Annotated in this window: 10 protein-coding genes; 6 read left to right on the top strand and 4 right to left on the bottom strand. The window is 43.7% G+C overall.

All coding sequences use genetic code 11. From position 1 onward, the window contains the following. The 4 genes from KDK19_RS10300 to KDK19_RS10285 all read right to left on the bottom strand — a co-directional run. On the bottom strand, positions 1-439 hold a 439-nt coding region (locus KDK19_RS10300), incomplete at its 3' end, for a hypothetical protein (RefSeq protein ID WP_257291883.1). A gap of 128 nt (positions 440-567) precedes the next feature. Further along, positions 568-1842: a WD40 repeat domain-containing protein gene (locus tag KDK19_RS10295; protein WP_257279576.1), complete on the bottom strand. Its 1275-nt coding sequence runs from the start codon at positions 1840-1842 to the stop codon at positions 568-570. Between the two features lie 2 nt (positions 1843-1844). Continuing rightward, complete coding sequence (locus KDK19_RS10290) at positions 1845-3155, bottom strand: WD40 repeat domain-containing protein (RefSeq protein ID WP_257291882.1); 1311 nt, start codon at positions 3153-3155, stop codon at positions 1845-1847. A gap of 34 nt (positions 3156-3189) precedes the next feature. Beyond that, complete coding sequence (locus tag KDK19_RS10285; protein ID WP_257253853.1) at positions 3190-4074, bottom strand: hypothetical protein; 885 nt, start codon at positions 4072-4074, stop codon at positions 3190-3192. Positions 4075-5134: 1060 nt separating this feature from the next. Between KDK19_RS10285 and KDK19_RS10280 the strand changes: the two genes are divergently transcribed. From KDK19_RS10280 to KDK19_RS10255, 6 genes are all read left to right on the top strand, one after another. Next, complete coding sequence (locus tag KDK19_RS10280) at positions 5135-6292, top strand: hypothetical protein (protein WP_257291881.1); 1158 nt, start codon at positions 5135-5137, stop codon at positions 6290-6292. Between the two features lie 66 nt (positions 6293-6358). Beyond that, on the top strand, positions 6359-7513 hold the full coding sequence (locus tag KDK19_RS10275) for a hypothetical protein (RefSeq protein ID WP_257291880.1): 1155 nt from the start codon (positions 6359-6361) through the stop codon (positions 7511-7513). A 213-nt stretch (positions 7514-7726) separates the two neighbouring features. After that, positions 7727-9058, top strand: a complete 1332-nt coding sequence (locus tag KDK19_RS10270; protein ID WP_257291879.1) for a hypothetical protein — start codon at positions 7727-7729, stop codon at positions 9056-9058. A gap of 215 nt (positions 9059-9273) precedes the next feature. Further along, positions 9274-10371, top strand: coding sequence for a hypothetical protein (locus KDK19_RS10265; protein WP_257291878.1), 1098 nt, complete (start codon positions 9274-9276; stop codon positions 10369-10371). Positions 10372-10670: 299 nt separating this feature from the next. Then, a complete protein-coding gene (locus KDK19_RS10260) occupies positions 10671-11834 on the top strand; it encodes a hypothetical protein (RefSeq protein ID WP_257253743.1) in 1164 nt (387 codons plus the stop codon). A 624-nt stretch (positions 11835-12458) separates the two neighbouring features. Further along, positions 12459-12852, top strand: a 394-nt coding sequence (locus KDK19_RS10255) for a DUF4277 domain-containing protein (protein WP_257291877.1), incomplete at its 3' end; no start/stop codon positions are given.

Genomic DNA, 12852 nt, shown 5'->3' with positions numbered 1-12852 from the left:
TGAATGGATACGGGTGATTAAAAGACTCCGGGCAAGGCTGGCTTTCTTTAATCGCTATTCTGCCCATTCGCTCACTTAACGTAAGCATATAAAGATGGGTTGATTTATCACTATCAGAAAAGGGGAAAGGTACAACAGCACTGGCCTCATAAGTAAAGCCCTGAGCGTCTAAGCTCTGTGCACAGACGATAAATGGCTGGTCGATCTGCCCGAAAATAGTGACTTCGCCAGTAAAAGACTGCGTTCGTGTGCCCTGAGTTTTTGTAGCAACACTTGCCGACCTGGCTCGAATGGTTATAGAGGAATCACTTTGTTTTTTTATAGGCAGCTGCCATTCCAAATATTCACCAGTGGCCACTTCAGGGTTTGTGAAAAAGGTAAGTGCTGTTGCTACAAATGCTACAGTGAACAACTGTAGAAAGGTGTAAAAGCTGTGCATTGCCAGACCGGTTAGGTTGCTGAGTTTATTCAGGGTAGTCTGTTTTTTTGACACTGCGAATTGGAATAAGTCTTATGCTCGTTTCCCTTGAAATGGTAAGGTCTAAATCTGACTTAATGTCTGAAATACTAATCTGCATCAGAGTGTTCCGAGTCAGCCTGGAGTGCTGCTATATCCCAAATTTCAGCGGCTTCGATGTTGACAGTTAACAGCCAGACCACTGCGTGGTCGAGTTCAATTTTGTAGTAACCTCCACCGGTATGAAAGGTATTAAGCAACTTTGCTTTGCCATCGACTGGTATATGTTGAATATCCCAGAGCCTGATATCACAGTCGCTCCGGGTGAATACTCGAGTGTTGTTGCGGGTAAAAATCGCTTGTTTAACTGCGCAGCCATGGTTCATCGTTGCAAGAAGCTTAGGACTATTCTTTTTAATCTGGGTTCCATCCCAAAGTTTGGCGGTATGGTCACCGGAAGTGGTGACAATATAACGACCTGTTGGGTCAAAAGCGATAAAATATACATCCTCATCATGTCCCATAAATGCCAATGGATCAGTATCTCCGCTGATAATACTATCCATATGCCACAACGCGGCACAGTTGTCACCAACCATAGAGACGCCAATTTGCCTGCCCTCATGATCGAAGGTAACAATGTATGGGCTTCCTCCGTCTTCATTAAGCTTAATATGACTGGGAGTTTTGCTTTTAATTTTGCTTAAATCCCAAAGTTCAGCAAATGACCAATAATAATTTACATGTATTCCACTCAGAACATAACGACCTGTAGGATGAAATTGAATAGAAACTGCTGGGTAACTTTTTACTTTGGCTAACAGCTTCGGTTTATTATCCTCAAGTTGATAGGTATCCCACACACCAAGATAATTATCGCCATCGTCATTATACCCAGCCGCTAATTTGTCACTTTTACGACTGAAATCAAATGAATAAATACCATTAAAGTCGTTATCCAATGTTGCCAGATAGGGCAAAGTACCATTACTCACCCTGGCATACCATAACTTCAGGGAATTGCCTGCAATACCAACTAATCGACCAGTCGCATCAAGTTTTATTCTAAAATCCTGGGAATCCAATACCGGACCTTTTACTTTTACTAGCGCTGTTGCCAGAGTTCGATTAGTCCGTGTCATATCAAAAAGGCCAAGATGGGAGTAGGTATCACCGGCCTGATTTTTTCCTTTGGCAGCAACGTATAATCGTTCCCCCGTTAAATCAAAGGTCGCATCCACCAGTTTATCGCAGCAATCACAAACATCCCGAGGTTTAATTATGATGACGGGCTGGTTATCCTGCCCAAATACCACTGGACTGGCCACCCAGAAGGCGAACCCTACAACCCGGCAGATCATCCAGCCTAAAGCCTGCGCTTTCATTGTCATTCTCCAACAGAACTTTTTTTACCTGAGGGTCTCACCTGCCTGATACTTAATTGCCAGAGTTTTGCCGTGAAGTCATCGGAAGCGGTAAGAACCTGCAGGAACGAATTATGTAGCAGCCCACGAATGAACGGAGGCATAAAAATGTCTGGTTTTAAGGCAACTGGATTGAAGCAAGCTGAATTCACTGAATTTGGGTGATGCAGGGTGTTCACCAGCAACGGCTTTCCTTGGCTGATAGCCGTCATATCCCAGACACCAGCCGTATAATCTTCTGAAGCGGAAACTGCCCAGTGACCTTTAGTGTCAAAGCTGACATCCCGTACCGGTGCTGCATGTTCAATGGTGGCCAGTAATTGGGCGCTATGCTTTTTTTCTGCCCCGGAGGTGTCCCAGTATTTTGCAGTATGGTCATCCGAGTAAGTGAATAATTTTGAACCGGCCGGGTGCCAGGTCAGGCCAGTGACTGAACCATTATGCTTTATAGTAGTTAACAGTCTGGCTGCGCCGCTGGAGATTGCGCTGAAATCCCAGAGTCTTGCGGTATGATCGTCGGATGCCGTTGCAGCCAGAGTATCCGTAGCCGGATCGAAAGCCCCCTGATAGACAGGGCCATAGTGCTTCAGCGTCGCTAATAATACAGGGTTTTTGTCTTTTATCCGGGTTATATCCCAAAGCTTGGCCGTCCAGTCTGCTGATACAGTCAACACCTGTTCCGCTTTGCTGCTGAAGACAGCCTGAAATACGGTAGCATTGTGCTCCATTGCTGCCAGCTGCGTCACCTTGCCTGATTCGACCTGGCTAAGATCCCAGAGTAGAGCCGCCCCTTCGGTGCTGACTGTCAGCAGCAAGTTGCCTGATGGTGAAAAGCTGGCATAAAGGACGTTGCCATTGTGATTAAAGGTTGACATTAGTGTGGGGAAATTCGCTTTGGGATGGTTAGCCACCCAGATTTTTGCCGAATTGTCGTTGGAGACGGTCACCAGTAAGCTGTTGTCAGGACTGAAAAATGCACCATTCACCCCGTTATCATGAGGAAGGTTTGCCAGCTTTTGAGCTACTTTTTCTATGGGTTGGCCGGTAGTGTAAAACTTTGCGTAATGATCCGCCGACGCTGTGGCAAACCATCGCCCATCGGAGGAGAAAACGGCCTTTTTTACGCTTCCGGCATGGAAGGCATTGGCGACCATTTCCGGTGCATCGTTCGGGGCAGCTTTTGTCAGGCAGACAAAGGCTGAGAATAACACTAAGAAAAAGAACCTGACTTTCCGGGGGTGCTGCTTATGAAGAACGTGAATCGTGATTTTCATAAAAGGCATTAACTCAGTGGTTATGGAAACCCCTTCAGTTTTCTGGGGAAATCCTTTGGTAGGTAATGCGTTTTGAGTATCGGTAATAACAGGCCACCGGGGTCACTATTGCTACAGCCAGTAGAATGACACCACCGGAGATGCCCAGAGCCAGTGCAAGATCATTGGATTTTTTTTGGCTGCTGTTGTGATCAATGCAACCCTGAGGATAAGTATTGGTTTTACCATAAACTTGCCACTGGGCTGCACAGTCGCAAACATCCCCACAGTCTTCGGGGCACTGAACCTCTTCACAGCCCTGGTTATTGCTGCAAAGCACGGGATCATTGGGTGACTCCCTCCAACCACTTGGATAGACAGTAATATCGCAGGTTTCTACTGTTTTGAAATTGCTGCAGGTGCCTGTGCCATAGCCTCCCTTGCAGCTGTCAAACTGCGCATCATCACAGGAAAAGTATTGCAGCTGGCAGGGTTTACCGGCTGTTGGCAGGCAGTTGCCTGGTGTCGTTTCCTGCCAGCCTTCGTGGCCGTGGCCACGGCAGTCATTATCACATTTTAGCGATTCACAACCGGAAGCATGCTGGCAATGGGTGCGACCTCCCGAACCAGCAAAGCTGGATTGATGGGGTACAAAGTGAACTGTGCAGCCCGTTTTCTGAGCATCGTTGTAACACCGGCCCAAACCATAGCCATTCTGGCAAAAGTCCAGCTTCAGTTGGGAACATTTAAAGAAGCGCATCTGACAACTACCGTCGTTTAAGCCTGTGGCGCAGCCCTCAGGCGCAATCAATGTATGATTGTTGAGCATCCAATGAGCTTTACACGACGGGCATGATAATTTTTCACAGCCATCCGGGTTAGAACAGCCTTTGGTCTGATGATCTGGCAACACTGTGGTTGTGCAGCGTTCTCCAGACACGGGGTTTTCGCAGTGTCCTTTTCCAAACCCCTCTCTACAAAATTTAAAAAAAGCGTTATCACAATGTAAAAACCTGAGCTCACAACTTCTCCCCCGGTTTGCTGCACAATTACCGGGAACGACTTCCGTTTTATGATTGAGCTGCCAGGAGCCTTGACAACCATGGGTGCAAGCGATGCTTTAACACCCACTCTGGTGATCACATTTAAGATGATGCCCATTGGCCGTTTTATTAAAAGGATCAGGGTAATAATTCACAGTACAGTTTCGGTTGGAGTGCTCGATGTGCTGACATAACCCAGTGCCATAGCCCTGATAACAAAAATTGAAATCGACCTGGTTGCACTTAAAAAACTGTTGTTTGCAACTGTCGTCTGTTGAGCCGGGAATACAAAAAGCAGGTTCAAAATGAATGTCACCGTTAAGCCCCCACTTTGCAACACAGCTGCAAGGTATTGACGGGTCATTGACACAGTCCTGAGGGCAGCTAACCGCCTCACAACCATCAGCTTCGTTGCAAGTGACTGGCTGGCCTCTGTAGCTTCCGGAAAAACCTTTGGGAAAAGTGACCATTGAGCAGGTTTCGTTAGTGACACTATTTGTGCACCGACCAGCCCCGAAACCACTTTTGCAGCTATTAAGAGAAGGGTTTGCGCATTGAATATGTTTAAGTTGACAGTTGTCGTCCGCATGGGCCGGTAACTGACTCAGCAGGAATACAAGCAACACAATACTGGGCTTTGGCGTGAAGTATTCTGGAAATAGCATCTATGCCACCAGCGGGTTGCCAATAATCAAAAACCGATAGGAGTCTAGTAGAGAGTGTTCTTTTGTTCTATTCGAAAGCCACACTTTCTTCGTTTTATACATTGAGGCCTGACTTCAGAGTATCTGAATTCAGGTTGATCTGATTATTTCAGTCCAGACCCAGCGCTACAGGCTATACTCCATCGTCGTTTCTATCCTATCTCTCAGGTCTTCTAAAGCCTGCACTACGGCACCGCTACCTGCTGTAAATAAGCAGGCGGCGTAAGTGTTGATTCATCAGAGGTTGTTTATTATGAAACTGCACAACTACCAAACATTTTTCTATTGTTTGTTATTGCTCATTTTATCTGCCCGAAGCTTTGCCGAACTGACAGACAATAACATTCGGGATCATATCGTTACTTTTTCTCCCGGTATCTATATAGGCGACGACTTTCAGCTCTGCTTGGGTGTCCGTCTAAGCGCAGAAATTTTGTTAACCAGCCCCGAGTGTGCCAGATTGATCAGCAAGCAACATAATGCTGACATAACAGTCGATGTCTTGAACAGACAAAAGCGGCCTCAGGGCAAAGTCAGGTTACTTGGCAGAACTGAAAGCAAAAAAGGTCTTCTGGGAATAGATGCTCAAAACGAAGGTCAAAAAATACACCTGACATATCCCACATTACGTCACAGACCCCTTGCCAGACTGACGGCTGTAGAGGGTTTTTATGTACAACCAGCGGATGCTGCGATACAGACCGTACCGTCGATAGTCAATCACCAAAGATCAGATACCCATCACTATTACACCTTGAATAGTCGTGATCCTTTACCGGCGGGTTCTCCAATGGTTCACAAAGGTAAAATTGTCTGTGTCGTCTCGGCGGACGGAACTTGCAGAGCACCTGTAATGGATGCAAAAACCTTAAGCAGAATAAAAGTAGATTGTCATTCTTACCTGCCTCATTTCTATTTTTATTCCGGGTGTGTTAACAGAACGATCACTCATTGCAGTTACGACCTGGGAAGTGTTGACGGAAAAGGAACCTGCATAAACTCACAGTCACAGGAAAACTGCCAATTCACCACGAGTGAAAGCTATTCAACCGAATCAATAGCGTTTACTGACAGTATTACCTGCCCTTCATGCAGTGCAGACTTTTTTGGTGATACCGAAGAACCCTATCCCTCTGACGTCTGTACGCCTTCCATGTGCATAAAAGGTTGTATCTCACAAAGCCATTCGAACAATAATACAGAAAAGACGAATGCGCTGCGATTGCAAAAAAACACCATGAACTTAAAAGTCATGGAAAGTTGCACCCAGTGCATATCAGAGGAAAAGCAGATGTTTAACAGCTGTTCTCAAATTTGCCAGAGTGGACTGTCTTATCAAGCCTGCAAAGCTTGTTCACGAGCTGTACAAGAGAAAGAGAAAGAGTGTCATCAAATTTGCAGTGGTAATTAAAACAGCCACCTGACAGTGAAGCGTACTTGTAAGAGTGCGCTTTTGTCGGGGCAGGAGTGTATTTTGATGAAAACGAAACAATGCCTGTTAAAAAAACGAACAGGTAACATTATTTTTTGCTTTCTATTCATTATTAGTTTTTCCAAACAGCCTGTTTTTGCGGAAGAAGATACTGAAGGCAACGCTTCCGTTAATCTTGTTTACTTTCAACCCCGGATTTATATTGCTGAAAAGGCTCAACCTTGTATTGGGGTGCGAGTTTCAAAAAAGCAAATTCTTACATCGCCATCCTGTGCTAAGGAAATACTCGCGCTATTCAAGCAAGCGGTTGAGATAAATGTACTGAGTCCCGCTGGCGTGAAGCTTGGCCATGTTCAAACTTCACATAATCGGTCGGCTAAAGCAGGTCTGCTGTCTATAGATCTTTATGCTGATAACCTACCCTATCAACCGCCTGTAATGAGTACCGTTAATGCTACAAATGGAACTGAGTTATCGGCTTATTACATGCGTGGTAGTGATGAAGAGATGAATGTTACAAAACATTATTTTACCTTTGATGATCAGAAAAACTCCGGAGTGCAAACAATGATAAAGCTGCCATCGGATATCAGTATCCCTGATGGGGCTCCGGTTAAACTAAGAAACAAGCTGTTCTGTGTAGTGGTAGGCGATACTTGCATCAGGTCATCCTACTTATTAAATGCCTTTGCAAAAGACAATGACCCCAGATGTCCAAAGGCTAACGCTACTTACTATTTTAATTGCGGAAAAAGGGCAATAGACAATTGTCATCAAGATATATCACCAGAAGAGGGTATAGATATTCATGCAAGTGGGGCATGCGTTAACCCTGAGTCAAAAGAGCATTGTACATTCAACTCTCAGTTAACTTTTGTTCCTGGTGCCGGGAGTTTGGGTTATATGGGAGCGTATGATCAGATTAAATGCAAATCTTGTTCAGCCCAGTATTCGTGGACTAATTCGCCGCCGTTGCCCGCCCGCAAATTTGTGATTTGCACACCTAAAGGCTGTATGCCTGATTGTAAAGATAAACCTGATCCAAAGCCTGATCCAAAGCATTCTGGCAAAAAACCTGTTAACTCCATCGTAGAATGGACAGTTGGAGGAGTTGCAACGCTTGCTTTGGTTGGTACAGTTGCTACAGTGGGCTACCTGATGTACAAACGCCGCCACAGGGCAAATTATCAGGGTTTGTAGTTCATGTCCTCTGACAGAGAGTATTACAAATGTTTAATCCAACTCTGCCGCTCTGATATAACTGAATGGCTGTAACAGGATTAAATGAATATTAAAGTGAGTCTTCTGAAGGTAGCGGCCTTTAAGGTGGTCGGTGTTTTTTTGCAGACTCGTTATGTGGCTATACTCCGTCTGGAACTTTGTTTGGAGTTAGAATCAGGTTGAGGTAACGCTATGAAGCTTGTTCATGCTTTATTTCTTATGTTTCCGTATTGGGGTTTTGGTGATTCAGAAGTAGCTGTTTTTGTTCCTAATCAAAAGTGTTCATGTTATCCAGCTGGCTTCCCTGGACTGAATGTAGATATAAATTTTGAATCTGCCATTCAAAAAAATATTCTAGAGTGGTATAACTGTTCTTATAACTATGAAACCGAAGCATCAAATTGTTCTGGAATGATAGCCAATGACTCGTCCTGTTATGTGTCATATTCTGGTAAAATATCATATTCTGGTAAAAATAGTGAGACTGAGGATCATTTCCTTTCTATCAATTGCAATGATAATTCATGTGTAACAAGTATTACCTCTCATGGGTGGAGTCCATATGTGTGCCAAACTCCTAAAGGTTGCTTTTCACTAGTAAATGATGGTACATGTGTTTTACCGAAAACGTTTAAGAATGAGAATGATATAAAACTTTATTATGATTTTCACGATTGCGAAATAGACTGGCTTTACTGTAGTTCTGGCCAAGGCGAGGCATTTTTATACAATTCGAAAAAAAATGTAACAGCTACAATCTACGATGATAGCTGTGGTACCCCCTACTATGGATGCCCTTTCGGCTGTTCTTCTGATCAAATAAAGAATTGTCAACCTTTTGATTTTATTCGCGACGGAAGTTGTGATGTGAAATATTTTGTCTGTGATAATATCAACTTTCTGGCTTGTAAAAATGGTGAAGCTATCGGTAATTGCACAAATCCAAGATCGAATGAAATATGCCGAATTTCAAATCAAGATAATAGCAATGGTAATTTAAACTGCCCAAGCTGTGGAGTTGGGTGGAGTTTAAGTTCAATAGGTTATCCTGTACGCGACAATATTTTTAGTCAATTTTATGTTGAATCTTGCATTGAGCCCGTAAAAGATGGAAGCTGTCACCTTCCTGATTCGTTTAAATGCAAAGGTGTTTTATGGGATGTTTGTGTAAATGGGATTGGTCAGGGCAAATGCACCAATGATATGGAGAGTTGTGATATTATCATGTCGTCTGATTGCCCAGTCACAAAATCCAAGACTTGCGGGGCAATTAAATGTGATGGTTGTGAAGCAGGCTGGAATCTACCAGATCAACCGGCTCTTTATGATTTCCCACTAGGTTGTATGAATAAACCTTCTCCTTTTTCTCCTGGCAATGAAAAACTTATTATTCCTTTATCTGTGGCTGGAGGTGTTGTATTTGTTGGAATAGTCGCTGCCATTGTCGGGGTATCAGTTTACTTTTGTAAGTATCGTTATAGGCGACAAGGGTATCAGCACATTGATGGGCTGGTAACAAACTGAGACAGGCTGTATAGCTCGGATAGCAGGTGGTGTCTAAGCTCCAGACCCCACACTAGACCGTCATGCGGGTCTGCAGCGTGCGGTTCAAAGAGGCTGGTGAAACCTGATCAATAAGTCTTTCAGATAAACAAGCCCAAGGCTTGTATGACAAGTGTCGTTTAGAGCCTATTACACTGAAAAAGTTTTGCTCTACCAGTAAAACTACTGGAAAAGAATTGGAAGAGACTGTTTTTCGGCCCTATACTCACGCCTTCAACACGCATCACGCCCATCACACCTTTCACACCCATCATCTAGTCAAGGTTTTAATGATGATCATCGATCCACACAAAATAATTGGCTTCAGTCTTCTATTTACGTCGCTTTCATGGGGTGCGGCTGTAAATACTAACTCCCTTCCTGTTGCGGAAGCACTTGTAGAATTTTTTCCTGAAACAGATTCTCCCCCTTGTCGTGGGGTGCTGGTTTCGAAAGATTTAATGGCTACTTCGCCAATATGCGTCCAAAAAGCAAGGGAACACTCAAATGATGGATTGATTGAAACTTTAACATTATCAGGTGAGTCTGTAGGATACATCGCTGAACACTCTGATAAGCCCCTTGAAAGCAATATGCTACTGAATATCAGCCTTGATAGTGAGACCTTCAGGCCGGGGAGTTATCCTGTCTTTAATGATGATTTATTACTTCCAGAGCAAGCATTTACGTACAATGTTAATGAAAAACAGCAGCTGGTTCAGCAGCCAGTCACTCTTGCTCTTGATGAAACTCGAAGTAAGTCGACATTTATTATTTCCTCAGAGTTCTCAATACCACAGGGTTCACCAGTCTTCGACCTCAAAAACCAGCTGGTTGGCCTGAGAGGTACGGGCAACCAATGCTTCTCTGTCAACGAACTGCCAATTGCAAGATTCAGAAGAGATCTAAAAGATGACCCGTATGATCCATATGATGATTCAGATGACGAATTTGATCCACAAATAATATATATTGCTTTAGGAATCGCTGCTGCTGTTGGTGCAGTAGCCACAGCAATATTTTATCTTTCTACCTACCATAAAGCCCGTGCCGTAGGTATGCCTGCCGAGGTTTACTGGGCTGGTATTCTGAGCCAGAAACACTGTGGTTACTGCAGCTTCGATTCTGCATGTTATGGAGTTATTGGGATTTGCTGCTGCCCGTTCATCTTTTGGCCTCTATCTGCTTATCGTGCAGCGACAAACTGGATAGAAGATTATGGTGGCTTACGCGCAGATCAGGCCCCTATTATTCATCAGCCTCAACAATCAGCACCACCGCTCTATTCTCAGTAGTATTAATCGGCATTCCCTCATCCAGGGAAAGAGGTTTGCTCATTGTATACGACAAATATCAGGAGTAAGTCAGCGAGATCCACTATCTTGAAGTTTTTAAACTCAAAATACCTCAAGATGATGGAACCCGCTGATCTACTCATTAAGCAATTTAGAACCTGTCTGGAATAAGACGAGTGTCGACTGAATGTTCTTGCTTATCTTCTGCATAAACCCAGAGCAACCTTTATTCGAGGTAAACTTTCCGCTCCCCGGCAGGATGAAATTGTGAATACAGTGAAAGGGCTGGGGCTTGTGTTATGAGCAACATTCAATTTCTGGAAGTTTTATCTATGCGAAATTTTAATGTTCTACTTGGCGCATTGCTGCAAATCCATACTTGGGTATTACTATTACTACTGCCCCTGGCTTCAGAAGCTACGGCAAACAATAACAAATATAAAGTATTTAAAACGCCAGCTGATTCTTCTGTCAGCTTTCAGATAGTTCAGGATAACGCCACTCATGTTATTTGCCTGGGAGCCCGTACCTCTCATGTTGAGCTATTTACCAGTATTAGCTGTCTGAAAAGGCTGAAAATTCATGAAGATTCAGGTGATGAAATTCATGTACTGTCAAACAGAGGTGAGGATTATGGAGGCATACGATTTGTCTCTGAAGAAGTAATAACAGGTTCAGAGGCTGGAAAGTTAACGACAGTTCTCTTGAGTTCTGCCGGTAGGCCAAACAATCGTTGGCCAAGAATTGACAAAGAAGATTATGTTTCAGATATACCAATATCGGTACAAAGTTATTCTCCATATACAGGTAATGATGAACGCAAACAGCATAGGGCAAATGACTGGCTGCTTAGTGGATGCCAGAATGAGCAATGCGCTTTACAAAACGATGACAACCTAAACTTGAGTGACGGTGAAGCTATTTTTCGGAACGAGAAATTGTTGTGTGTGAATGCGTCAGGGCACTGCAACATGGCAAGATCAGTAAAGAGAATTAACGATGGTTCATGCAAGTTGAAATGCTTCCAGTGTTTGGTCACTGATTCGGATGTTTGTATTGAAGGTTCTGGTAGTGGAACCTGTATCAACCAAAAAACACAGCAGATATGTGATTATGGTGCTTTTCGTAGAAAAAAAGGTGATATTGATTGCCCATGGGGTTACTGCTCAGTTATTAGTTGTCCGGCAGGTTATAATCCACCTGATTCTCCGGATACCTGCGAGTGTAAGGCTTTCTTTGGTTTTCGGGATCATTCGCTCCACCAAAAAAACTGCACCTCTTTGCACCCGGACAACTGTATTGATACCACTGGTAATTGTCCACAATGTCACGACGAAGATGATAACGATCACTTGATGGGTATACTTGTCGGTAGCTTGGCTGTTCTCTGTGTAGTGATTCCAACTACTTATTGTTTGTATAAAAATCGCCACCATTTCGGATATAAAAAATTAGGCAATTGAGGTTATTATGGTTTGCAATAGGTTTTCTCAGTTAATGTAACGCTGATACATAGACCTGTGACAGCAGTAACATTTTCCTGAATAAAAAAGCACGATTAATAAAGCGCGCTTTTATCAAAACAGAGAGCATTAGCATGATGAAAGCTAAGTCAAGTCACCAAAAAGACAGAATAAAAAATATCACTTTTTATTCTGTCTTGATTTGCAGTTGTATCAATCACTCAGCTTTTGCAGAAACTGATACTGAAGATGGAGTTTTATCCAATCTTGTGTACTTCCAGCCCCAAATTTACATTCCGGAGAAAGCTCAGCCTTGCCAAAGCATTCGTGTTTCAGATGACCCTATATTAACCTCGACAGCGTGTTACAAGAAAATATTTCATATGACGAGACAGGCACTACAGCGAAAGATATCTGCAACCTGCAAGGACGTGAAGAGCTGCTTTCAGAAATCAACTTACGTATTTGGGGCAAGGAACCTAACCCAGAGTAGCCCAACCAGATCCCCAGAAGCTTCCAAAAAATCTCAAGATGAGTAACCGCTTTTCACCACCCCGGTTGATATTTACCTAAAACCTGCCGTCAAAGAAATGGTGACTTGGGCTTAAGGAAGAGACACTGTACATGTACCCTGAGTTTTTTGATGATAAGCCGATTGACCGCCTTATCAGCGAAGTTATACAAGCCGAACACATGAACGATAAGGTACTTGGTCAGACTCTCGATAGTCTGCACGACGCTGGTGTTAACGACTTGTATCGCAATCTGGCCGTCAAGGTCGTCAATTATCCGAAACTTCCTTACAAGGCATTAAATCTGGACGGCACGAGCTTTCATGTGGGTGAAGTCTATAACAATCATGACAATAGACGACTTGAACTGTATTCATATCGGGTTGTTTTATTAGCTGCACTAACAGCGATCAGGCTATTTCAGACCATTTCGTGGAGGTCCACGAAATGGTCCCGATCGGCTCCGGCGCCAAACGCAAACTGCCCGACGTGCGCCTGTCCCGCTA

The sequence above is a fragment of the Endozoicomonas sp. ONNA1 genome (genome assembly GCF_024606325.1).
In the GTDB taxonomy this organism is placed as follows: domain Bacteria; phylum Pseudomonadota; class Gammaproteobacteria; order Pseudomonadales; family Endozoicomonadaceae; genus Endozoicomonas_A.
The sequence above is the reverse complement of the archived record's forward strand: the minus strand, read 5'-3'. Positions and strand labels throughout refer to the sequence as shown.